The following is a 22,987-nucleotide window of genomic DNA, read 5'->3' as shown; positions in this document are numbered from 1 at the left end:
ATGCTGTCCGCGTTTCCGGTGGGCACAGAATTCCCCGGTGCACAGTTGCCTGCAGATGTTGTGCAGTTCCCGGTCCAGCCAGTCTGCATCGGTTTTGGTCAATAAGTATTCATAAAGAAAAGAGAGATCTGTTAAGATCTCCCTAGGCATTATTCTGTAATACTTCAGATTGAAAGATTGCTTCATAATCCGGCCATTTTAAAATCTTTTTGAGATAGTCGCGGAAAGAATAGACGCTTTTCGGTTCTGGCTCTGCATTAATCCTTGTCAGATATGCCTGCAGTCTTGCCTGAATGAGGAAAGCATAACTGTGGTCTTTTCCCATTACCGGTATCTCAATAACCTTTACCTTCTGTCCATCCAACCGTTTGAACTCTAGGCTTTTGAATAGCAAAAATATCAATCCTCTTTTTCACCCGTTTGCTTTATTATACTCCATTATCCTATCGAAGTCTGTCAAATTATGCTCACAGCTTTAAAAATTTTCAAGCAGGAAACGTACAGGACGGTTCGTTTATTGCTGGCGAGTTAACCATTGATGAAACCTGATAGGCTTTCATTTGTTCTTCAGAAATGGGAAGAAGGTTTTCAAGCGCCTCCTCTTTGCTTAAATCAAGCCAGGTTAAAGCGGTGCGGTGCTGAAAAATAACCGGCATTCGATCATGCACCTCATGAACAAGTTCATTGGCCTTCGTTGTAAGAATCGTGCATGTAACGAGGTCCTTCCCGTCCTTCCGCCACCTGTCCCATAAGCCTGCAAAAGCAAACGGCTCCTCTGAACGGAGCAGAAAACGGTATGGATTTTTTCCAGTATCGGTCTTTTTCCATTCGTAAAAACTGTCTGCCAGAATCAAACATCTTTTTCTCTCGATGAGGTGCTTAAAACTGGGCTTTTCAGCAACGGTTTCCGCTCTCGCATTTATAATTCCTGACCCTTTAAGCGCTGACGTCCAGGAGGGCACAAGCCCCCACTTCAAATAACCGGCCTTATAGCTCCCATCTGAGCCGGCAATGGCTAAAAGCTTTTGAGAGGGGGCCGCATTAAATGTTCTTTCAACGGTTATATCTGAATGATTAAGAACAGGGAAATATTTAAAAACATCCTCATCGAACGTTTGTGTAAATCTTCCGCACATATTTGCTGCCTCCGGCTAAATTAGTAAGTTAAACAGCTGTTCATCCTTAATGACTTCTGTGTAATGGAATCCCTTGGAATCCAATCTGGCAATCAGGGTTGAGTAGTCCTTTTTGTCCTTTAATTCGATCCCCACTAGCGCTGGACCGTTCTCTTTATTGTTTTTCTTTGTGTATTCAAAACGGTTTATGTCATCAGCAGGACCGAGTACGTCATGCAAAAACTCTCGTAAAGCCCCTGCCCGCTGCGGAAAATCAACGATGAAATAATGCTGCAGTCCTTCGTAAATCATTGACTTCTCTTTGATCTCCTGCAGCCTTCCAATATCATTGTTCCCGCCGCTGACAATACATACAACATTTTTCCCTTTAATTTCATCGCGGCAAAAATCCAATGCGGCGATCGGCAATGCACCGGCAGGTTCGGCCACAATGGCATTATCATTATACAATTCCAAAATGGACGTGCACACCTTCCCATCAGGCACGAGCACGGTTTCATGACAAAAGCCATTGGCGATGGCAAATGTCTTCTCTCCCATCCGCTGAACGGCAGCTCCATCTACAAATTTGCTGATTTTCGGCAGGGTGACCACCTCTCCGGATGACTTCGCTGAAGTAAACGATGCAGCGCCTTCCGGTTCGACCGCCATAATTTTCGTATTCGGTGAAACCGCCTGAAAATATGTACCTAAACCGGAAATCAGCCCCCCTCCGCCGACACTTGCAAAAACAAAGTCAATAGGCACATCCGTATCATTCAAAATTTCAACAGCGACTGTACCTTGACCTGCGATGACCTCTTCATCATCAAACGGATGTATGAACGCCCGCCCCTCTTCCTCACAGCATTTAACAGCTTCATGATAGGAATCATCAAACGTGTCTCCGCACAAAATAATCTCAGCACAGCCATTTGCGAATTTTTCCACCTGATTCACTTTTTGCCTCGGGGTGGTGCTTGGCATAAAAATTTTCCCTTGAACCCCAAGCGTCTTGCAGGAATAAGCGACTCCCTGTGCATGATTTCCGGCACTGGCACATACAACCCCATTTTCAAGTTCTTTGCTGCTCAAGCATTTCATCTTATGGAAGGCCCCTCTAATTTTGAAGGACCGGACAAGCTGGAGATCTTCCCTCTTAAGATAGACATTGCATTGATATTTCTCAGAAAGAGGACGATTCAGCTGAAGCGGGGTATGGATCACCACTTCCTTTAGTAGATGATGGGCTTTTAGAATCGATTCCACATGGACAATGGACGATTTTTTTTGGAGAGCTAACGGGTTCATGGCAAAATTCCTTTCTAAACCTCTATTTAATTTGCCATTATATCACGAATATTCAAAATTTAAAGTCATTTCCAGTAATTCAAGATTGATTAATTTAAAAAATGGGAAAAACCCAAATATAGAGGAGGAATTAATATGGAGTATTTGCTAAAAAGCAAATCAAGCGCCATCCCTTGTCTCATTGAAGCAGATCCTGGCAGCAATCTGTATATGATTCGGAGCGCTGACACGAGCGGTCAAGGATTCAACACGAAAGAAGAGCTGATCCAGTGGGTAGAAGAAAACTGGAATCCGGAAGATTTTGAAGATCCTGAGGAGCTGAAACAGGCGATCAGACGTATATCAGCAGACTGAATGAATTCAGTCCCCCTAATCCAGTATAGGGGGACTTTTGTTATGGGCTGTCAGCTGGACCGAATAAAACCCCAGTCTCCCCCAACAGTCCCATAATATGAATCATTATTGCTTTTCACATAAGCAGCAGCGGGAATACTTATTCAAATGTTCCCTTTACTAAGACTTTCCCCTCCTTCATCATTACCTGGCCTCTCGCTAGGACCGTTTTGATATGAAGACTCTCTTTGTCAGCTAGTACGAGGTCGGCATCCATGCCTTCAGCTATCCTGCCCTTATGGGTTAGCTTGAGGATGGAGGCTGGATTGGAGGTAATTACTTGAATTGCTTTTTCCGCCGGGACGTTCTCTATTAGGATTGCGTCTCTTACTTCATTATAAAGAGAGGTAATATTTCCAATTTGCATACCCGTCAGCTCCCCGTCTGTGTTAAACTCCGGAAGACTTGCCTGGGCGTCAGATGTGAAGGTGATGTTCTCCAAAGGCACCCCTTCATCAAGCATCCTTTTTAAACCCCTGCTGCATTTCACTTCTCCCTGGTCCAGAAATCGCTGAATGGTGCTTGTAGTAAAGTCAACAAGCCCTCCATTTTTGGCAAACTCAATGCCCGCCTCAAACAAATGAGGATTACGGTTGATATGGGTAGGGTGAAACGTTTTGATTGGAATGTCCGTCTCTTCGCAAACCTTGTAGAGTAAATCCAGCTTGCCCTTGCCATCGCCTATATGAACATTGACGATTCCTGCTTTTCCTGAAAGCATACCGCCGATTCTGGCAGCAGAAGCAATCTTTGCCATCTCTTGCCATTCAGGCTGGGATGAGCGGTGATCACTGATCGCAATTTCGCCGCAGCCGATGACTTTATCAATGAGAATTAAATCATCTTCAATTTTGCCTGTAAGCGTCCTGACTGGGATCTGGTAGCTGCCGGTGTGAACATAACAGGAGATGCCTTCCTCCTCCAATGCCCTTGCTTTCGCAAGCAGGGCGGACATGGTTCTAGTGGTTCCATCCGTACCGATCACCCCGACTATTGCAGTCACGCCTCCCTTGATAGCGGAGCTTAATTGCAGTTCCGGTGTCCTTGTTTTATAGCCACCTTCTCCGCCGCCGCCCATAATATGTACATGTGAATCAATAAACCCGGGAAATACCGCCTGACCATCTGCATCAATGGTTTCTGACAGGTATTCACTTGGAAAAGAAAATCCAGGTTCCTTTATAAAAGCTATTTTACCGCCGGCAGTGATCACATCTTTTTTTCCTAAATATTCAGGAGCATATAGCTCTCCATTTTTGATTAATTTAAGCAAATCTTTTCCTCCTTCATATCGTTTCAATTTATCCTTAAGCAAGAATCATGCCATGAAGTAATCCTCTCGGGAAATCATTTCATTCTGCTCATTTTATTTTTATTGGGTTCAATTAGTTCCAATTGGGTGTTATAATGCTATTATAGTTACGCGACAGGAGCGAATGCCATTGAATCCAGACAAATTATTTTTAATAACCGGAACTGAACAAACGAGAAAAGCTCTTCACGGGCAGCTCCTTGAACTTTTTAATGAATTGATTTCGATTGAATCCTTTTCTATAGATGAAGGATTGCCTGACACTTTCGCTGAAGGTCCGATTTTAATTTCATCTCCAGATTTAAAAAAGGAACTTGAACCATTCGTTACATGTGACTCCGAAATCCTAGAGGCGATTCGAACGATCAATGTTGAAAAACTGGAGACGCTGCTCCTGCTGCCCGAAGGCTCCAAAGTTCTTGTCGTCAGCGACACACTTGAATCAGCAGCTGAGCTGATTCATCAGCTTATAGAACTTGGCATACAGCACGTCGAATTTGTTCCTTTTAAAAAAGGAGAAACCACTTTTGATGCAGACCTGATTCTTTCTCCAGGCGAAATGATTCATGCACCCATTCATTCAGCACCTAAATTGGATATAGGAGTACGTCTAATCGGATCCCCTACTATTCAGGAGCTGGCGAATCGTTTTGAACTTTCTTATTTGAACTCTATATTAACAGAACGCCAGATGAAACATGCCGTCAGTCAGCAGCGGCTTTTGACCGAAGCGAAAACTTCAGCTTTGGCAGCGGAAAAAAATCTGCGGCTTGTCGTTGATCATGTAAGTGAAGGTGTGATTGGTGTCAGTGCCTCCGGCGTGATTACGGCATTTAACTCCGTGTGCGAGTCCATTTTCCAGCTTGACCGGGCAGATGTCGCCGGTAAAGCCATTCAGCTCTCAGGACTTGATCAAGACGTGATTTCTTATATAGTAACAGGGATTGAACCCTTTCAGCTTTTCAGCATTAATGGAATGGAAGCGGCCATTTACCGGAATGAAACGAATGGGATCATTACTGCTACCATCAGCAGGGTCAGCAAAGCCTCAGAAATCAACTCTGCGGCAGCAGAATGGGCGAAAAAGGGGTTTACGGCCAAGTATACCTTTGATCAAATAATCGGCAGCCATTTAAGCATGCTGGATACAATCGGCACAGCTAAGAAACTGGCGCTTTCTGAATTGCCGGTTTTGATTGAAGGAGAAACCGGGACGGGTAAAGAACTGTTTGCACAAGCGATACATAACGGCTCCGGCAGACGTTCCGGCCCCTTTGTAGCCGTTAACTGCAGTGCCCTCTCAGCTTCCCTTTTTGAAAGCGAGCTATTCGGCTACGAGGCAGGAGCTTTTACAGGGGCACAAAAAGGCGGAAAAAAAGGACTGTTTGAACAAGCAAACGGAGGCACCCTCTTTCTGGATGAAATCGGAGATATTTCAGGTGACCTCCAGGCGAGCCTGCTTCGTGTTCTTCAGGAAAAAGAAATCCGCCGAGTAAGCGGAACCCAGAATATTGCGGTCGACGTAAGGATTGTTGCAGCCACCAATATGAATTTAAGAGAAAAAATGGCGGATGGGGATTTCCGGGCTGATCTTTTCTACAGGTTAAATGTTTTTTCCATTCAAATTCCGCCTCTTAGAGAACGAAAATCGGACATTCCAATTCTTGCAGAAGAATTTTTGAAAAGAAACGGAGCCGTCACACGGATGGACTCAAAGGTAATGGATATGTTAATGAAGGAAGAATGGGAAGGAAATGTAAGGGAATTAAAGAATTCGATAGATTACATGCTTGCCGTCTCGGACGGAAAAACCATTCAGCTTCACGATCTTCCTGGGAAAACGGTCAAAAAACAAAAGAAAAAAGAAAAAGAAGCAGCCCCGCTTCAGCTTACCCTTATGGATAAACAGGAATTTGTGTTTATCCTCGAAACGATCCGTATTTCAAACGAAAACGGAGAACCGGCTAGCAGGAGAATCATTTCAGAAATCAGCAAAGCAGGTTCTCACCCCCTTACTGCACAGCAGGTCCGCCATAGGCTTGACTTTCTTGAAAAGCACAGCTATGTAACGAAAGGGCGCGGAAGGGCAGGCACGAAAATTACTCTCGAGGGAATGGATTTCCTCCATTCACTGAAATCTCATCTCGGAAACCATTAAAAGGAGCTGGAACGAATGGAATTCACAATAAAGGAAGAGATTGCCAACGCGATTACCCACGGCATCGGTGTGCTGCTCAGCATTCCCGCTTTGGTGTACTTGATTTTGTTTGCTGTATGGTACGGGGATACAATCAGTGTGGTCAGCTTTTCAATCTTCGGAGCATCGATGATTCTGCTTTATTTATTCTCGACACTGCTTCATGCCATCCAGCATAAAAAAGCGAAGCACATTTTCGCCATATTAGATCACTCCGCCATCTATATTCTGATTGCCGGAACTTACACCCCGCTCCTTCTTGGCCCTCTCAGGGGAACCTTTGGTTGGTCCCTGCTTATCATCATCTGGAGCCTTGCGATTGCCGGCGTAGTGTTTAAAATCTTTTTTGTAGACCGGTTTGTTGTGTTGTCCACACTATTTTACATTCTTATGGGCTGGCTCGTGATTATTGCAGCAAAACCGCTCTATGAGTACCTGTCGGTGGAAGGATTCATGCTTCTTCTACTTGGAGGAATTCTCTATACTGTCGGCTCCATTTTTTATGTATGGAGGAAAATACCCTATCACCACGCCATCTGGCATCTTTTTGTACTCGGCGGCAGTGCTTCGATGTTTTTCTGTGTTTTGTATTATGTTGTGGATGTGCCGTTTATTTAATGGCTAAAAACAAGTAACAGGAATGATTTCGCACCTTCCTTACTTGTCATACCCCGCACACAAAAATCCCGCATCCAAGTCATCGATGCGGGATTTTCTTAGTTTTTCTCCAAGGTTAAAAATTCGTAATTATACGGATTTTTTTCATCCTTAATTCCCTGTTCTTTTGAAGTCGTGCGCCATTCACTCTCGTCAAATTCGGGAAAGAATGTATCTCCATCAAACGTATGATGAATAATGGTCACATACATCTTCGTACAGTGCGGAAGCATTTCTTCAAATATTCTGGCTCCTCCAATGACAAACAGCTCTTCCCCCTCTTCTTCAAGAAGAGGGATTTCTTTTACAGATTGAAGAATTTCGCATCCATCGGCAAAGAATTCAGGATTTGAAGAAACGACAATATTTCTTCTGCCGGGAAGAGGCTTGCTTCCCATCGATTCAAACGTCTTTCTGCCCATAACAACAGCAGATCCGAATGTTATTTTCTTGAAATGAGCCAGATCAGCCGGCAGTTTCCATGGAAGATCATTATCCTTGCCGATTGCACGCTGTTCATCCATAGCAAAAACAAATGAAATCAAACGCTGACAGCTCCTTTAATATGAGGATGGGCTTCATAATTTTCCAGTGTGAAGTCCTCGTATGTAAAATCAAAAATGGATGTCACGTCAGGATTTAGCTTCATATGCGGAAGAGGTTTAGGATCTCGTCCAAGCTGAAGATTTACCTGGTCCAGGTGATTTTGATAAATATGAACATCTCCAAAGCTATGGATGAATTCTCCGTACTCGAGACCCGATGTATGGGCCATCATCATTGTGAGAAGTGCGTAGGAAGCGATATTAAAAGGAACACCGAGGAAAACATCTGCCGAACGCTGATAAAGCTGGCATGAAAGCTTCCCCTCCGCAACGTAAAATTGAAACAGGCAATGGCATGGCGGCAATGCCATATTCGGGATATCAGACGGATTCCAGGCGCTGACGATTAACCGTCTTGAATCGGGATTATGCTTCAAATCATGAACGACGTTCGCAATCTGATCAATCGTTTCGCCGCCAGCACCTGCCCATGAACGCCACTGCGCTCCATACACAGGACCCAGTTCCCCATTTTCATCTGCCCACTCATTCCATATCCTCACACCATTTTCCTGAAGGTAGGCAACATTTGTGTCGCCTTTTAAGAACCACAGCAGTTCGTGAATGATTGATTTCAAATGCAGCTTTTTCGTTGTAACCATTGGGAAGCCTTCGCTAAGATCGAACCTCATCTGATAGCCGAACGTACTGATCGTTCCCGTCCCCGTCCTGTCGCCTTTTGCTTTTCCGTTTTCCAGCACATGCCGGCAAAGATCTAAATACTGTTTCATTGTGTCACTTCCTTTTTCTTAACATTCGATTCTTCATTTTAACATATTATGAAGTATGGAAGGGGTCAAATTCGTGCAGGATGAATAGTATTCATCAAACGGCTAAGGATGTGACATCATGCGAAAAAGACCTGCAAAGGAAGAAGTCGATAAAGTCATTGAGTACATGGGAAGCTCTCGTTTTCTGGTAGCCGATGGGCTGGTCAGTGGTGGTTTGATTATTCTCTTTCTATATTTTTTCCATTAGGTCTGTTAAACTTGGCTGCTGATTTCCACTGCAGGCGCTCGCTTTAATCCAGTGGTGTTAAAACTCACCATATTTATCCCATTAAAAAAGCGCCGGAATGATCACTTCCGGCGCTTTTCTTTAATTTGTTTTTTCCTGACGGTTGTGTTTCAATTTATGAATAATGAACGTTCCAATGAACATTACGATGATTAAGACAAAAAATACCCAGTGCGGCATGTGTACTCCGGCTTCACTTATAGCCATTTTCACTGCTATAAGCAAAATTAGCACATATGCTGTTGTTTCAAGTTCAGGAATTCTCTCAATCAGTTTAACAAATACTCCTGCGATACCACGCATCATGAGTACTCCAAGCATACCTCCGAGAAGAAGAACCCATACTTGATCACTTACACCAAATGCTGCAAGAACACTGTCCACGGAGAAAGCGATATCCATAAGTTCAACTGCTGCGACCGTTCCCCAGAACTGTCCAAAAAGACGGGTAAAAATGCTGCCTTTTGTAAGCTTCGCTGCATCCTCGGCATCATCACCTTCAGACCCATTGCGTTTATCAATGAAATATTTAATAGCAAGCCAAGCGAGATACGCTGCACCAAGCAGCTTGACCCATGTTATCTGGATTAAGAATACTCCGACTCCGATCGCTATGAAACGGAAAATGTAAGCTCCGATCAAACCGTAAAAAAGTGCTTTCTTTCTTTGCTCCTCAGGAAGCGGGCGGACCATAACTGCAAGAACAAGCGCATTGTCAGCAGATAACAGCCCTTCTAAAATGACCAGGGTAAGAATTAATCCCCAGCTTGTAGGGCTTGTCAGTACTTCGCCCCACATCTGCCAGTTAAAAAACTGGGCATACGTGTCTACAAAAGCATTCAATATCTCATTCATTGTGACGACAAAACCTCCTAGGATTCGAGCAATACTTTAACTAGTATACAAGATTTATAATCTCTTGTTAAGTAAAAACCAGTTTAGCTTCCAATCATTTGCTCTGACTGGTCTTCCTCTTCTTTATCACGGCTTCGATGGGCCATTCTGCTCGCGGCCGCTGCAGCCAATGCGGCCACAATATCATCGAGGAATGTATTAACCCGGTCTTCTTTATGCTCATCTAGCTCTTTAATAATCCCGAACTTCTCTTTATCAAGAAATCCAAAGTTGGTCAGTCCGATGGAACCATATACATTTACAATTGAAAGGGGGATGATTTCGTCAATTCCATATAATGGCTCGTCCGTTTCTACGAGATGCTGCAATGGCTGCGGCAGTAATTTCTTTTCGGCCAGTTCATCCAAAGCAAGTCCGGTTAAAACGGCGTGCACGATTTCCCTTTTGCTAAGCACCCGCTCTACATTATATACGCAGTCTTCATGGGTAAGAGCCGGGATATAGCGCTGCTGAAGACGGAAAACGATATCAGCTATATCAGCTATCGTTACTCCCCTGTCTTTCAGCATATCGATTGTAATTGCGGTCATTTCTTTCATCGTGTATTTTGCCATTAGACTGATCGCCCCTTTTTAATGAGTCATCCAAGCGGGTGGTGTATTCCGATCCCAATAAATGCTGCCCAGTTCATGATGCTGTTCAAATGAATCTCTGCTTAAATGGTAATGAAAATTGAACCAGTAGCCATCCCCTGGAGGATGATCTACCCGGACGTGGAAACGAATTACATCCTTACCGGAATTCCGGTCGTAAATATGAAAGATTTTTTCGCTTCTCCCTGAACCGGGTTTCTCACTGATTACAAGATTTGAGGATTCTTTTAATGTCAGCTCTCTTACCATTACTTCTTCGATTTTCGGCAGGATCATCGTGTCAAATTCCGATTCAATTACCGGGCCAATTCTGTCCCCGAATTTTTGATACGTTTGTTCTTTGGCCATTTGTTTAAAATATTGGATATCCGGTTCAATAATTTGCGATTTGTGGGAATCTGATTGCTCGGGAATGATGGTTTTAGAAAAGTCTTGAGAATTCTCTTCTGCGAGCAGCACAGCGGGAGGCGAAACCATTCCCAGTGTGACAATTGAGAACAAGGCTACGAGCGATTTTTTAAGCCATTTATTCATGGTTTTCCTCTCCTAAATGTATTCTCTATTATTCTATCATAGCCCTAGACAATTCTCCTTATTAAGTTAAAGAAAACGCTTTTATTACCAGCGCAATTCCTTTACAATAAATGTATTAAGATACGGGAGGCTTGTTATGTACGAAGCTCTGCTGATCGCTGCAAGTTTCATTACCCTCATTTACATGATTTTTATGGAAATAACAGATTAAAAGCCCGGAGTTGATCCGGGCTTTCTCTGTGCATAAGCTGTTTACATTTTCTTTGCTTTTGATGCTGCGGAGCTTTTTTGTTTTCCTGTTTCCTGATTGGTCGTGCCCTGGCCTTCCGTCTCGGGTGAACCAAGCTGTGATTTAGACGGATTCGCTTTTTTGCGTGACATTCCCTTCACCTCCGAGTCTTAGTTTCGCCTAATCCTCTCTTTCTAAAACTCCGAAGTGAAAGGAAGCTGAACGGCGTTTAATCTGGCTGAAGCCCCATTTTTCAAACCTGGTGCTCGTCCAGTGATCTTTTAAAACGACCCGTTCCTTCGCTACCCGTTTTGCTTCAGCGATTACGTCTTCGCTTAAATCATCATGGATGGCAATTTGCTTTAAAGGCACCATTCCTTCGGAGGATAGCGCCTCTTCGAACATGGGATCAAAATAAACAATGTCAAAGGAGCGGTCTGCGCACGTTCGAAGGAATTCGAGGTGATCGGCGTGAACCACCTCCACTCTTTTCATCGCTTTTGAGATGTCCTCATTGCCGGCTTCCCACTTCTTCAGCCCCTCGCCTACAATCAGCGCCATCTCTTTATTCCCCTCTATCCCGCATACCTTTCCTTTTTCTCCGGCAGCATAGGCGGCAACGATGCTGTCAGATGCCAATCCCAGCGTGCAATCAAGTATGGTATTTCCTTCCCGGATCCCGGCTGCCTCAACAAATGGATCACACTCTCCGCCAAGCAGTCTTTTAACCCGGAACATAGCGGAATTCGGATGGAAAAAGAACGGCTTTTCGCCTGGTGTACTGTAAAGCTCCATTCTCTCCGTGCCTACCACCAGTACCGCTTTCTCTTTTTCCAGAAGGGAGGAGATTGACTTCTTGTTTCTTGGGACATATTGACTGTTCAATGAAATGGCCAGTTCTCTTGCCATGATTTCTGCTTCTTTAAAATTTTTCATAACTGTCGTAATAATCACGTTTTCAACCTCTTTTAATATAAAAATCGGGATGGCTGCATCCATCAGCCATCCCATTCAACCTTATTCAGCAGTGTTTTTCAAAAGACTGCTCTAAATTGGCCATGATTTCTTCGATTGCAGCACCTTCAATTTCATGTCTCGGGATAAAATGAACCACTTCTTTCCCTTTTAAAAGAGCCATAGAAGGAGAAGAAGGCTCAATTCCTTCAAAGTACTCTCTCATTTTAGCCGTTGCATCCTTATCCTGTCCTGCAAAAACCGTAACAAGATGATCCGGTTTTTTGTCAGCATTTAATGCTGACTGAGTTGCGGCCGGTCTTGCCAGTCCAGCCGCACATCCGCAGACGGAGTTCACAACAACAAGCGTTGTTCCCTCAGCCGATTCCATGTATTTTTCAACCTCTTCTTCAGTAAGAAGCTCTTGAAATCCGGCTCTTGTTAATTCAGCTCTCATCGGTTTAACCATTTGACGCATGTATTCTTCATATGCCATAGACATGTTTTATACCCTCCTGAACTGTCGCTTAGGGAGGCCGGTAAAAATGGCCTTCATTCCCTGTCTGAGTTCAAGAATACTATAGAAAAATGACGGTGGCAAACGTTTAGAGCTTGACATGTTCCTTTAATGGTTCGAACAGATCGGTTACAGCTCCTTTAGAGGAACAGGAAACCGTTCTTGCGTATTTCCCAAGGACTCCTCTTAACGTTTGAACAGGTGCGGACCAGCTTGATTTCCTTTCTTGAAGCTCTTCCTCCGAAACATGCATGGTCAGCTCTCTTTTCCCGCTGTCAACCGTTACAAGATCTCCTGTTTTCAAGAGAGCAATCGGGCCTCCAGTCTGGGCTTCCGGGGCAATGTGGCCCACGACAAGACCATGAGTTCCACCGGAGAATCGTCCGTCTGTAAGCAGGGCCACCGATTCTCCCAGCCCTTTTCCTACTAGAATCGCCGATAAAGAAAGCATTTCCGGCATACCAGGTCCTCCTTTTGGACCTTCATAGCGAATGACAATGACATCTCCGGGAACCACCCTGCCTTCAAGTACAGCGTCTGTTGCCTCTTGCTCACTGTCAAATACTTTTGCAGGTCCAGTAAGGCTTGTAACTTTAAGGCCGGAAACCTTCGCTACCGCTCCATCCGGAGCCAGGTTCCCTTTCATAACGACAAGTGGGCCGTCTGCGCGCAGCGGCTTTTCAAGAGGAACAATAACCTTTTGATTTTCATAAAGATCATCCATCTCTTTCAGGTTTTCGGCAATGGTCTTCCCTGTTACGGTCAAACAGTCACCGTGCAGGTATCCATTTTCAAGAAGCAGCTTCATGACTCCAGGTACGCCTCCCGCTTCATGAAGATCCTGCATGACATATTTGCCGCTTGGCTTCAAATCTGCAATATGAGGAACTTTTTTCTGAATACGTTCAAAATCGTCCAAACTCAAATCCACATCAGCGGCGTTGGCAATCGCTAATAAATGAAGGACGGCATTAGTGGATCCGCCTAGAGCCATTACGAGGGTGATCGCATTTTCAAAGGCTTCCTTCGTCATGATGTCTTTCGGATAAATGTCCGCTTCCAGCAAACGGAGGACAGCTTCTCCCGCTTCATAGCAGTCGCTAAGCTTCAAATCAGACACCGCCGGGTTTGAAGAGCTTCCAGGAAGGCTCATTCCAAGCGCTTCGATTGCGGAAGCCATTGTATTCGCGGTATACATTCCGCCGCAGGATCCAGCACCCGGACATGCGCTGCACTCAATTTTATGAAGCTCTTCCCTGTCAATATCGCCTTTGTTGTACTGGCCGACTCCTTCAAACGCAGATACGATGTCGATATCTTTCCCGTCAAGCTTACCTGGTTTAATTGTGCCTCCGTATACAAATACAGATGGAACTTCAGATCTTGCCATCGCAATGAGGCAGCCCGGCATGTTTTTATCACACCCGCCAATTGCAACATAGGCATCGAGGTTTTCTGCGCCCACTACCGTTTCAATCGAATCAGCGATGACATCCCTGCTAGGAAGGGAGTAGCGCATTCCGCCGGTACCCATAGAAATTCCATCAGATACAGTGATGGTGTTAAAGATGAGACCTGCTCCGCCTGCCTCTTTAATTCCTTCTTTTGCCCGGATCGCGAGTTTATCAATATGTATATTGCAAGGTGTCACTTCACTCCACGTACTTGCTACACCGACCATCGGTTTTTTAAAATCTTCATCCTGGAAACCGACTGCACGAAGCATGGCGCGGTTTGGTGCTCTTTTTGGGTCCTCACTCAGCTGTCTGCTTTTAATTCTTAGATCTTTGCTAACTTTGCTCATTTCAGCTTCCCTCCTGCAATAATTGATTGTGTATTACTATAGAACTTTGCAAGTCATATTGCAATAATATTCTTAAAATTTTAAATTAATTGTTATTTTACTGAGATGAAAAAAAGCACACCCTTTGTATAAAGGTGCGCCTTGTCAATATTTGAATTATTCACTTGCTTTCCTGCTCTCAGTCATCTGTTTCCAGACGGAACCCATCGCTTCTTCTCCGCCTTCAATTCTTCCGATTGCAAGCTTGATTTGCATACTGACCTCGAACTCAGGATCATCCTGTGCCTCTTTTAAAGCTTGGAGAGCCTGCTCGTCACCGACTTCATATAAAAACATAGCTGCACGCCAGCGGACTAGCTTATTTTTATCTCCAAGTGAAATTACCATTGCCGGAATGGCTTTCGGGTCTCCAATATCCGATAAACAGTCCCCCGCCGTCCTTCTGACCGTAACAGATTTATCCTCAAGCGCTTTACAGAGAAGCGGCAGAACAGCAGGATCTTCAATCATTCCAAGATACACGACAGCAAGCCTTCTGATTGATGCCTTTTCATCATGTAGTGCTTTTTCCAGCACTTCCAAATCTTCTGATGAAGGATTCATTTGTTCCAGGTGGGCATACCTGTCTGTCCATTCCGGCTCATCCATCATTTCAGCTGTCACTTTATAGGAAGATCGGCTGACTTGCTGAACCCCTTCCTCTTTATTGATCAGCTGCTGAGCCATTCTTTTCAGTCGATCATCGTGATAGGAGGCAGACAGTTCATCAACGATATCCTTTCCGATGTCATCCATATCTCCATACCGGACACCGTGATCCTTCCACTCACGGTCGAGCACGACGTTCGATGCATGCTGCTGGACATTAAAAATGACATCCTGAAACCTTTGAGGCAGCGCAAACCGCTTCTCTTCCAAACCATCTGTCAGCTTTACCTGCATCGGGATTCCATTAAACATTTGCACAGATGCTTTGATTTCTCCGAAAGCTTCTTCCATGAGCCCGCGGCCGGCACCATCTGATGGAGTTTCTCCGAAGCACTCCCGGACGCTTGATAAAATGTCTTTCCAATCATATTTGGAGTTGCGTTCAACCGCCAAAAAGTCGGCTACATGATAGACTCCTTTAACCCCATCTACTTTCAGAATATCCTGGATAACTTGTGGAGCATGTTCAGCTTGATCCTTTTTATAATTATTGCTTGTCCCTTTCGGAAGCTCCTCCGTTAAGATAATCTTCATTGTGTTGGGACTCGGTGTTGGTTCAATAGTTTTAATATTCAGCACAGCTAACCCTCCTGCATCGCACATTTTTCTTTATTCTAACATAGCGGAACAGGTGTGTTCACGATCAAAGCCTACCTCTCGCATTCCTTATAAAAAGTGTCGAGATATAACTCCATAAATCTGTGTCTCTCTTCCGCCTTCATTTTGCCTGCTTCTGTATTCATCAGCCCTTTTAGCTTCAGAAGTTTATCATAGAAGTGCTGAATGGCAGAATCTCCTTTAGTCTGTTCCCCCGGGTCGTAAATCGGTGTGCCCCTGCTTCCTGCATAAACAAAAGTCCTCGCTATACCAATCGCTCCCATCGCGTCCAGCCGATCGGCATCCTGGACAATTTTCCCCTCAATCGTTTCAGGGACGGTCCTGCCTGTTCCTTTAAATGAAATGGTATCTATGATATGCATGATTTGAGACCGATCATTTTCTGAAACCGATAATGCAATGAGCATATCTTCGACTTCCAGTCTGCTCATTCTTTTGTCATCAGCTAATTTGCGGTCCGAAAGATCATGAAACAAGGCTGCGAGTTCCACAATGAATGCATCTGCTTCTGTTTCTTCCGCAAGCTTTAATGCAAGCTTCCTTACCCTTTCAATGTGCAGCCAGTCGTGACCGGATCCTTCCTTATCAAGATGTTTCTTCACAAATCGCTCAGCATCCATTACAATCGCTCGTTTATCCAACCCTTCACATCCTTAATAGAAGCGGCTGATCTGGAGGGATCAGCCGCTTTATCCTTATATGGAAGCCGGCTGCTCAGAAAGCAGCTGCTTAATCGGCTCTTCTATATCCTGAGGGTTCGTGTTCGGAGAAAATCTCTTTACCGGCATGCCGTTCCGGTCAACCAAGAACTTCGTAAAGTTCCATTTCACTCCCTCAGAACCGAGCATGCCCGGCAGCTCATTTGTTAAATAGCTGAATAGGGGGTGAGCATCCTTCCCGTTGACATTGATTTTTGCAAACATCGGGAAATTCACCCCATAGTTTCGTTCACAAAACGCTTCAATCTCCTCTTCATTTCCCGGCTCCTGGTTCATGAATTGATTGCAGGGAAACCCGAGAATCTCAAGTCCGTCAGTGGAATATTTTTCATACAGTTCCTGAAGACCTTTTAATTGCGGAGTAAATCCGCACTTACTTGCAGTGTTCACAATCAAAAGCACCTTGCCTTCATAGTCGGAAAGTGATTGCTCATTCCCTTTAATCGTTTCAGCCTTAAATTCATAAATGCTCATATCCCGGCTCCTTTTTCATCATTTATTCTTTTCAGAGTCTGAAATACAGATTCTGCAAGTCTCTCAAGATCTCCTGCATGCTCTTCTGTAATCATCGTGCTGAAGGAGAGCGTAAACGTTTGTCTGTGCATTTTTTGACTGGCAAACGGATCAAAAGATACTTCTGATTCAACAATAGCATCTGCACCCCATATTTCCCTGATTGCCGTAAGCACTGCCATGCCGTTCTCATCGGCAGCCGCCGGAAGCGTATAATGAATTCGAAGCCGGCACCCCGCATAAGAAGTTGTTTTTTTCCATTCTGCCTGAAGCTGATCGGCCACTATCGACAGTTCTATTTCTGCAGCAGCTCCCTCCTGCAGTCCGGTTTCCTGAAACCCAATATTCCAGCATCTTGACATATCAGCCAGGTTGACTAGATCATTTCTCGAATTGACTTCAATATAACCCTCAAGATCAAGGTCATAAACAGCTCCCTCAAGCACAACCTTTAAATTATCAAAAACAGTTGGATCAAACATTAAAATAATCCCTTCGCGCAGCCATTTTCATCTACGTCCATGTGTAAAGCAGCCGGTTTTTTCGGCAAGCCCGGCATCGTCATGATGTCTCCCGTGAGCGCGACAAGAAAGCCAGCACCTGCTGATGGTTTTATTTCCCTTATCGTAATCGAAAAACCGTCTGGCCGGCCCAGCTTTTTTGGATCATCTGACAGAGAATACTGTGTTTTCGCCATACAAACTGGCAAATCCCCCCAGCCGTTTGCTTCGATATCTGCCAGCTGTTTCTCTGCTTTGGAAGTGAGCAGGACATCGTCTGCGCCATACACCTTCTCCGCAATCGCTTTTGCCTTTGCTTTAAATGGAGCATCAGATGAATAAAGCGGGGAGAAAGCGGAGGTGCTTTGAGCAAGACGAGTGACGATTTCCGCGAGCTCCACTCCTCCTTCTCCTCCTTTTTCCCATACCTCGGTTAACGCACATGGATGGCCAAGATCCTCGCACCATTTTTTCAAGGCCTGGATTTCCTCATCTGAATCCGCTGTGAATCGGTTAACGGCTACCGCATATGGCAAACCGAATGCCTGAATGGTTTCAATATGCTTTTGCAGATTTTCACAGCCCTTTATCATAGCCTCCGGATTGGAATCACGCAGGTCATTTTTCGCAATTCCCCCGTGCATTTTCAGTGCCCGGATGGTTGCAACGATTACAACAGCAGCCGGTTTCAGTCCTCCGGCACGCGCTTTAATATTCAGGAATTTTTCTGCACCTAAATCTGCACCGAATCCCGCTTCTGTTACTGTATATTCTCCCAATTTAAGCGCTGCTTTTGTGGCAATCAGGCTGTTGCAGCCGTGGGCTATATTAGCAAATGGCCCTCCGTGTATTAAAGCCGGGGTATGTTCCATTGTTTGAACTAAGTTTGGTTTGACCGCATCCTTCAGTAAAAGCGTTAGCGCTCCTTCAACACCAAGATCTCCAACCGTAACCGGATGTTTATCTTTTGTGTATCCAGCCACAATGCTGGAAAGCCGCTGTTTCAAATCCTGAATATTTTCTGCCATACACAAAACAGCCATGATTTCAGAAGCAGCTGTAATATCGAACTGATCTTCCCTTGCCAAACCGTTCGATGCTCCGCCAAGTCCTGTGACAACATTGCGAAGAGCCCGGTCATTGATATCCAGTGCTCTTTTCCAGACAATCTTGCCAGGATCAAGCTCCAGCTCATTTCCCTGATGGATATGATTGTCGATAAGAGCAGAAAGAGCATTATTTGCAGCTGTAATGGCATGCAGATCGCCAGTAAAATGAAGGTTTATATCATCCATAGGTAGCACCTGGGAGTAACCGCCTCCCGCTGCTCCTCCTTTTAGTCCCATGACAGGTCCAAGTGACGGCTCCCTCATAGCGATCACGGTCTTTTTGCCGATCCTGTTCAGCGCCTGACCTAAGCCTACTGTCACTGTTGACTTGCCTTCTCCGGCAGGTGTAGGATTAATGGATGTAACAAGGATCAATTTTCCATCCTGTGCTGTACTGAGTCTTTTTAAAAGGGCATCGGACAGCTTTGCTTTATATGTACCGTATAATTCAATCTCATTTTCTAGTATGCCGATCGATGACGCTACATCAGCAATCGGTTTCATGCTGGATTTCGAAGCGATCTCAATATCAGATTTACCATTCGTTTCAGCAGCCAAAAAACCATCTCCATTCCAAAATTCTCGAATCATCAACTATTTCATACTCTATAAGCTAAACATCTGACATTGTACCATAAACCATAAGCCCAAAATGGCTGAAGTGTTTTATAATGAGAGAAAAATGCCGGATCGTTTGCCCGGCCACCATCCTTTTAGATTGGAGTGTTTTCCTTGCCCATTAATATCCCCTCAAATCTTCCGGCTAAAGCGATACTTGAGGAAGAAAATATTTTCGTAATGGATGAAATGCGGGCTGCAGCTCAGGATATCCGTCCGCTTGATATTTTGATTTTGAATCTCATGCCGCAGAAGGAAAAGACTGAAACGCAGCTTCTAAGATTGCTCGGAAACACTCCGCTGCAAGTGAACATCACGTTTTTGCATATGAAAACTCATAAATCCAAAAATGTTCAGCCTCAGCACCTGGAAGAATTTTATACAACGTTTGAACATATTAAGCACCGGAGCTTTGACGGACTGATTGTGACTGGGGCTCCTGTAGAACAGCTTCCATTTGAGGACGTATCCTACTGGGATGAATTGCGGCAGATTTTCAAATGGAGCTCAGAGCATGTAACCTCAACTCTTCATATATGCTGGGGAGCCCAAGCGGGACTTTACTATCATTATGGTGTAGAAAAAATTCAATTAGAGAATAAATGCTTCGGAATTTTCCCCCATACAGTTAGTGCTCCATCAGAAAAACTCGTACGCGGGTTTGATGAGGAATTCTATGTTCCCCATTCCAGGCATACAGATATATCAAAAGACCAGGCTGTCTCCCATAAAGACCTTCTCATTCTTTCTGAATCCGAAGAAGCCGGCGTATGCCTGCTGATGTCCAAAGACGGTAAGCGGGTGTTTTTAACCGGACATCCGGAGTATGATGCTCATACGCTTGATGAAGAATATAAAAGAGACCTTGAACGCGGAATACCGATTAGCCAGCCGCTCCATTACTATAAAGGCGGCAAGCCTGAGAATGGCCCATTATTCAGATGGAAATCGCATGCAAGTCTTCTTTTCTCCAACTGGCTGAACTATTATGTCTACCAGGAAACCCCGTATATCTGGAAAGATAGAGATGGGAATTAAAGGGAAATATTAAAAAGATGTTCCACGAAATTCCTGTATTTGTTAAAATGAATACTAGAATAGCTGAAAATAACAAAGATTTAACATTAATTTTATAAAAGCAAGATAGGATTATGTTACTCTATATAGTAAATTGAATAGGAATAAAGCTAAAAATAGAATGAGAGTTTTTTTATTTTGATTGAGGTGAATACGTTGAGATCCAAACAAAAGGTTTTGATTCTGACGGCCAAGTATGGGAATGGGCATGTTCAGGTGGCAAACACATTGGTGAATCATTGCAGAAATTTGGGGATTGAAGATGTGATTGTTTGTGATCTTTATAATGAATCACATCCTGTTTTTTCGGAAATAACCCAGTATCTGTATTTAAAAAGCTTCTCAATCGGAAAGCAGTTTTATCGTTTGTTCTACTATGGCGTAGATAAAATGTATAATAAACGAATGATGAATCTGTATTACAAAATGGGCCATAAAAGACTTCATGAAATTATTTTGAAGGAAGACCCTGATATCATTATCAATACCTTTCCGATGATTGTCGTACCTGAGTACCGGAGGAGAACCGGCACCGTCATTCCGACATTTAACGTCATAACCGATTTCTGCCTCCACAAAATCTGGGTGCACGAAAATATTGATAAATATTACGTAGCTAACCACCATGTAAAGGAAAAAATTGTCCGCTTGGGGATTCAGCCTTCTGCTGTTAAAGTTACAGGCATCCCAATCCGCTCTCAGTTTGAAGAAGAACTGAATCATGATCAGCTGATTGCGAAATACGGACTTGATCCTAATAAAAAGACCTTGCTTATTATGGCAGGAGCCCATGGCGTTCTGAAAAACGTCAGGGAACTGTGCCAGTCCTTTCTCCAGCATGATCAGCTGCAAACCATCGTTGTTTGCGGGAAAAACCAGGTGCTGAAAGACAGCCTCACACCTCTAGCCAACGCCTACCCGAATCAGATTAAGGCCCTTGGCTATGTTGAGAGGGTGGATGAGCTGTTCCGCATCTCTTCCTGTATGATCACGAAACCCGGGGGTATCACTCTAAGCGAGGCAGCTGCTATAGGTCTTCCTGTCATTCTTTATAAGCCAGTGCCGGGACAGGAGAAAGAGAATTCAATTTTCTTTGAAAACAGCGGTGCTGCCGTCGTGGTGAACAAGTATGAAGAAATACAGGACAGCGTCGATTATCTTATGAATAACGAGCACCTTCTCTCCAGTATGCGCAGGAACATGAAGAAACTTCATCATGCAAGTTCTGCTGATACAATCCTGCATGACATCATGGAAGAAGCCGTCGTGATTACGAAAGAGAATGAGAAAAAGATGAAGGGTTCAGTAAATTATTAACTTCGCCCTTCTTCATTGGCTTCTGGATGCGGGGGAAAATACTTGCATCACGGAGGGAAACCATGGATACGAGCACACATATTGCAATGGGATTCGGACTTGCCGGCCTCGCATCACTTGATCCGGCAGTGGCTGGCGATCCCGCCCTTGCACAAGCCGTCTTAGCAGGAACATTGCTGGGTTCGAATGCCCCTGATTTTGATTACGCAGTTAAGCTTGCCAAAGGACAAGGCATGTATCTGCGGCATCATCGCGGAGCTTCCCATTCTGTACCTGCCTTATTTTTATGGGGAATCCTTCTTACTGCCTGCATATGGCCTTTTTTCCCTGAAATCTCAGCATTCCGCCTTTTTGGCTGGACACTTGCTGCCGTCGTCATTCATGTTTTTGTGGATTTATTTAATTCTTATGGAACACAGGCTGGCAGGCCGTTCTTGAAAAAGTGGATTACCTTTGATGCCATTTACATTTTTGATCCATTTATTATGCTTCTTCATGTAATCGGCTTTGGATTATGGGGTGCAGGCTTTCATCCCGGAACCGTTTTTGCCATCATTTATTTACTAATGATTGGATATATGGTGCAGCGCGCCTTTGCTTCAAAGTCGGTAAAGAGAAAAGCTGCCACCGATCTTGCTCCTGAATATACAAAGGTAAAAGCCATTCCGACCATCAGATGGGGAATTTGGAATGTATGTGCTGAATCACCAGCCGCTTTTATAACAGGAGAATATCGAAACGGAAAAATTGAGTGGATCCATCGATTTGAAAAAGATGACCTCACTTCCCCTGCTATACAAGAATCTTTAAAGGATCGGAATGTACAGCACTTTCTAGTGAACGCAGAAATGGCTCATCCGTTGTTCTGGAGAAGATCGGACGGATATGAAGTCAGATGGTTTGACGTACGATATAGAACAAAAAATCATTATCCGTACATGGCTATCGTTAAATTGGACCGTGAAGGAAACATCTCAGAATCTGCAACCGGCTGGCTGCATCATGTCCAAACCCTTGATAAGCGGGGGTCCTTAAATGAATCTGTTTCACATTAAAAGGGGCTGGGACAAAACTAACCAGAAATAATAAGTAAAGGGTTCCGATCAGATGGTTTTTTTGATCGGGACCCTATTTTATGTTGAAATCTGCTTTTCTTTGGACTTTTATGTGTTCATGGCGGTGTACTTTTTCAAGTTCACCGCCATGAAGGCAAAGCCTAGTTCGTTTTCAACCCTGTCTTTGCCCCTGACGGACATTCGGTTGAAACGCAAATTAGCCTTCAGATATCCAAAAACTGGTTCTACGTCGATTTTTCGTTGAGCGTAGATGGAACCCGTTTTTTCTTCCGAAAGCTGCTGCTTGATCTGATTTTTCTGTTGCTCCCACTTCTCATTATAATAAACCTTGCGGTTATTCCCATCCTTCGCTTTTGTACATTGAGCTCGTAGAGGGCAATCGGAACAGTCTTCGCATTCATATACTTTGATCTCTCGCTTAAAACCGGTGCGATCGGTGCGGTGGGATACAAATTTGAAGGATAAGCGTTTCCCATTTGGACAGGTGTATGTGTCATCTTCTTCTGAGTAAGCCCAGTTTGCTGCGTGGAACTTGTTTTTCTTGAAGCTCTTTTTGTTCTCTTTACGATAAGAGTTATA

The 22,987-nt window shown here is 44.2% G+C and carries 25 protein-coding genes; 6 read left to right on the top strand and 19 right to left on the bottom strand.

Translation table 11 applies throughout. The features are described 5' to 3' along the window. Nucleotides 1-142: 142 nt before the first annotated feature. The 3 genes from AS29_RS11800 to ilvA all read right to left on the bottom strand — a co-directional run bounded on the left by AS29_RS11800 (nt 143) and on the right by ilvA (nt 2,426). A complete protein-coding gene (locus AS29_RS11800) occupies nt 143-394 on the bottom strand; it encodes a DUF2535 family protein (protein ID WP_035406211.1) in 252 nt (83 codons plus the stop codon). A gap of 91 nt (nt 395-485) precedes the next feature. Beyond that, nucleotides 486-1,136, bottom strand: coding sequence for an SOS response-associated peptidase (locus tag AS29_RS11795; RefSeq protein WP_035406208.1), 651 nt, complete (start codon nt 1,134-1,136; stop codon nt 486-488). Nucleotides 1,137-1,151: 15 nt separating this feature from the next. Next, complete coding sequence (gene ilvA / locus AS29_RS11790; protein WP_035406206.1) at nt 1,152-2,426, bottom strand: threonine ammonia-lyase IlvA; 1,275 nt, start codon at nt 2,424-2,426, stop codon at nt 1,152-1,154. 135 nt (nt 2,427-2,561) lie between these two features. Between ilvA and AS29_RS11785 the strand changes: the two genes are divergently transcribed. Continuing rightward, entirely contained in the window at nt 2,562-2,780 is a 219-nt protein-coding gene (locus tag AS29_RS11785; protein ID WP_035406203.1) for a hypothetical protein, read from the top strand. Between the two features lie 139 nt (nt 2,781-2,919). On the opposite strand, the gene iadA is transcribed toward AS29_RS11785, so the two are convergent. Next, nucleotides 2,920-4,092, bottom strand: a complete 1,173-nt coding sequence (iadA, locus tag AS29_RS11780) for a beta-aspartyl-peptidase (RefSeq protein WP_035406200.1) — start codon at nt 4,090-4,092, stop codon at nt 2,920-2,922. 169 nt (nt 4,093-4,261) lie between these two features. On the opposite strand from iadA, the gene AS29_RS11775 reads away from it, so the two are divergent. Further along, on the top strand, nt 4,262-6,289 hold the full coding sequence (locus tag AS29_RS11775) for a sigma-54 interaction domain-containing protein (RefSeq protein ID WP_051860619.1): 2,028 nt from the start codon (nt 4,262-4,264) through the stop codon (nt 6,287-6,289). A 15-nt stretch (nt 6,290-6,304) separates the two neighbouring features. After that, nucleotides 6,305-6,946: a PAQR family membrane homeostasis protein TrhA gene (gene trhA / locus AS29_RS11770; RefSeq protein WP_035406194.1), complete on the top strand. Its 642-nt coding sequence runs from the start codon at nt 6,305-6,307 to the stop codon at nt 6,944-6,946. A gap of 98 nt (nt 6,947-7,044) precedes the next feature. On the opposite strand, the gene AS29_RS11765 is transcribed toward trhA, so the two are convergent. From AS29_RS11765 to AS29_RS11705, 14 genes are all read right to left on the bottom strand, one after another. Continuing rightward, entirely contained in the window at nt 7,045-7,530 is a 486-nt protein-coding gene (locus tag AS29_RS11765) for a dihydrofolate reductase (RefSeq protein ID WP_035406191.1), read from the bottom strand. Further along, the gene (locus AS29_RS11760; RefSeq protein WP_035406188.1) at nt 7,527-8,321 is read right to left on the bottom strand and encodes a thymidylate synthase; all 795 of its coding nucleotides are present in this window, start codon (nt 8,319-8,321) and stop codon (nt 7,527-7,529) included. The genes AS29_RS11765 and AS29_RS11760 overlap by 4 nt, the downstream gene beginning before the upstream one ends. Nucleotides 8,322-8,688: 367 nt before the next feature. Further along, complete coding sequence (locus AS29_RS11755; RefSeq protein WP_035406185.1) at nt 8,689-9,462, bottom strand: TerC family protein; 774 nt, start codon at nt 9,460-9,462, stop codon at nt 8,689-8,691. Nucleotides 9,463-9,545: 83 nt separating this feature from the next. Further along, nucleotides 9,546-10,076 (bottom strand): phosphatidylglycerophosphatase A family protein, encoded by a 531-nt coding sequence (locus AS29_RS11750; protein WP_035406182.1) that lies wholly within the window; start codon nt 10,074-10,076, stop codon nt 9,546-9,548. An 18-nt stretch (nt 10,077-10,094) separates the two neighbouring features. Continuing rightward, entirely contained in the window at nt 10,095-10,649 is a 555-nt protein-coding gene (locus AS29_RS11745) for a YpjP family protein (RefSeq protein WP_035406179.1), read from the bottom strand. Nucleotides 10,650-10,901: 252 nt separating this feature from the next. Beyond that, nucleotides 10,902-11,030, bottom strand: a complete 129-nt coding sequence (locus tag AS29_RS21400) for a YuzL family protein (RefSeq protein WP_156505940.1) — start codon at nt 11,028-11,030, stop codon at nt 10,902-10,904. Between the two features lie 28 nt (nt 11,031-11,058). Next, nucleotides 11,059-11,832 carry a class I SAM-dependent methyltransferase gene (locus AS29_RS11740; RefSeq protein ID WP_035406395.1) on the bottom strand — a complete coding sequence of 258 codons (774 nt, stop codon included), beginning with the start codon at nt 11,830-11,832 and terminating at the stop codon, nt 11,059-11,061. A gap of 67 nt (nt 11,833-11,899) precedes the next feature. Beyond that, complete coding sequence (locus AS29_RS11735) at nt 11,900-12,334, bottom strand: BrxA/BrxB family bacilliredoxin (protein WP_035406176.1); 435 nt, start codon at nt 12,332-12,334, stop codon at nt 11,900-11,902. A gap of 103 nt (nt 12,335-12,437) precedes the next feature. Next, nucleotides 12,438-14,153, bottom strand: a complete 1,716-nt coding sequence (gene ilvD, locus AS29_RS11730; protein ID WP_035406174.1) for a dihydroxy-acid dehydratase — start codon at nt 14,151-14,153, stop codon at nt 12,438-12,440. A gap of 156 nt (nt 14,154-14,309) precedes the next feature. After that, nucleotides 14,310-15,437, bottom strand: a complete 1,128-nt coding sequence (locus AS29_RS11725) for a conserved virulence factor C family protein (RefSeq protein WP_035406393.1) — start codon at nt 15,435-15,437, stop codon at nt 14,310-14,312. A 74-nt stretch (nt 15,438-15,511) separates the two neighbouring features. Next, complete coding sequence (locus AS29_RS11720) at nt 15,512-16,120, bottom strand: HD domain-containing protein (RefSeq protein ID WP_442854530.1); 609 nt, start codon at nt 16,118-16,120, stop codon at nt 15,512-15,514. A 54-nt stretch (nt 16,121-16,174) separates the two neighbouring features. Beyond that, nucleotides 16,175-16,672 carry a glutathione peroxidase gene (locus AS29_RS11715; RefSeq protein WP_035406171.1) on the bottom strand — a complete coding sequence of 166 codons (498 nt, stop codon included), beginning with the start codon at nt 16,670-16,672 and terminating at the stop codon, nt 16,175-16,177. Then, complete coding sequence (locus AS29_RS11710; protein ID WP_051860618.1) at nt 16,669-17,193, bottom strand: hypothetical protein; 525 nt, start codon at nt 17,191-17,193, stop codon at nt 16,669-16,671. Before AS29_RS11710 ends, AS29_RS11715 begins: the two co-directional genes overlap by 4 nt. Next, entirely contained in the window at nt 17,193-18,878 is a 1,686-nt protein-coding gene (locus tag AS29_RS11705) for a formate--tetrahydrofolate ligase (protein ID WP_035406168.1), read from the bottom strand. The genes AS29_RS11710 and AS29_RS11705 overlap by 1 nt, the downstream gene beginning before the upstream one ends. 174 nt (nt 18,879-19,052) lie before the next feature. On the opposite strand from AS29_RS11705, the gene metA reads away from it, so the two are divergent. From metA to AS29_RS11690, 3 genes are all read left to right on the top strand, one after another. Beyond that, on the top strand, nt 19,053-19,976 hold the full coding sequence (gene metA / locus AS29_RS11700) for a homoserine O-acetyltransferase MetA (RefSeq protein WP_035406165.1): 924 nt from the start codon (nt 19,053-19,055) through the stop codon (nt 19,974-19,976). Nucleotides 19,977-20,171: 195 nt separating this feature from the next. Then, nucleotides 20,172-21,332 carry a diglucosyl diacylglycerol synthase gene (locus tag AS29_RS11695; protein ID WP_035406384.1) on the top strand — a complete coding sequence of 387 codons (1,161 nt, stop codon included), beginning with the start codon at nt 20,172-20,174 and terminating at the stop codon, nt 21,330-21,332. Nucleotides 21,333-21,394: 62 nt separating this feature from the next. Next, nucleotides 21,395-22,387, top strand: a complete 993-nt coding sequence (locus AS29_RS11690) for a metal-dependent hydrolase (RefSeq protein ID WP_035406162.1) — start codon at nt 21,395-21,397, stop codon at nt 22,385-22,387. Nucleotides 22,388-22,495: 108 nt separating this feature from the next. Here the strand turns inward: AS29_RS11690 and AS29_RS11685 are convergent. Further along, the coding region (locus AS29_RS11685; protein WP_231889932.1) for a transposase at nt 22,496-22,987 on the bottom strand (492 nt) is incomplete at its 5' end.

Source organism: Bacillus sp. SJS (assembly GCF_000732485.2).
In the GTDB taxonomy this organism is placed as follows: domain Bacteria; phylum Bacillota; class Bacilli; order Bacillales; family Bacillaceae; genus Metabacillus_B; species Metabacillus_B sediminis.
This window is presented reverse-complemented; position numbering and strand designations above follow the sequence as displayed.

Bases quoted from the DNA above. Each gene is read 5' to 3' on its own strand.
- AS29_RS11795 (WP_035406208.1), bottom strand. From the start codon at position 1,136: ATGTGCGGAAGATTTACACAAACGTTCGATGAGGATGTTTTTAAATAT.
- ilvA (WP_035406206.1), bottom strand. From the start codon at position 2,426: ATGAACCCGTTAGCTCTCCAAAAAAAATCGTCCATTGTCCATGTGGAA.
- AS29_RS11785 (WP_035406203.1), top strand. From the start codon at position 2,562: ATGGAGTATTTGCTAAAAAGCAAATCAAGCGCCATCCCTTGTCTCATT.
- trhA (WP_035406194.1), top strand. From the start codon at position 6,305: ATGGAATTCACAATAAAGGAAGAGATTGCCAACGCGATTACCCACGGC.
- AS29_RS11760 (WP_035406188.1), bottom strand. From the start codon at position 8,321: ATGAAACAGTATTTAGATCTTTGCCGGCATGTGCTGGAAAACGGAAAA.
- AS29_RS11755 (WP_035406185.1), bottom strand. From the start codon at position 9,462: ATGAATGAGATATTGAATGCTTTTGTAGACACGTATGCCCAGTTTTTT.
- AS29_RS11750 (WP_035406182.1), bottom strand. From the start codon at position 10,076: ATGGCAAAATACACGATGAAAGAAATGACCGCAATTACAATCGATATG.
- AS29_RS11745 (WP_035406179.1), bottom strand. From the start codon at position 10,649: ATGAATAAATGGCTTAAAAAATCGCTCGTAGCCTTGTTCTCAATTGTC.
- AS29_RS21400 (WP_156505940.1), bottom strand. From the start codon at position 11,030: ATGTCACGCAAAAAAGCGAATCCGTCTAAATCACAGCTTGGTTCACCC.
- AS29_RS11735 (WP_035406176.1), bottom strand. From the start codon at position 12,334: ATGTCTATGGCATATGAAGAATACATGCGTCAAATGGTTAAACCGATG.
- ilvD (WP_035406174.1), bottom strand. From the start codon at position 14,153: ATGAGCAAAGTTAGCAAAGATCTAAGAATTAAAAGCAGACAGCTGAGT.
- AS29_RS11715 (WP_035406171.1), bottom strand. From the start codon at position 16,672: ATGAGCATTTATGAATTTAAGGCTGAAACGATTAAAGGGAATGAGCAA.
- AS29_RS11710 (WP_051860618.1), bottom strand. From the start codon at position 17,193: ATGTTTGATCCAACTGTTTTTGATAATTTAAAGGTTGTGCTTGAGGGA.
- AS29_RS11690 (WP_035406162.1), top strand. From the start codon at position 21,395: ATGGATACGAGCACACATATTGCAATGGGATTCGGACTTGCCGGCCTC.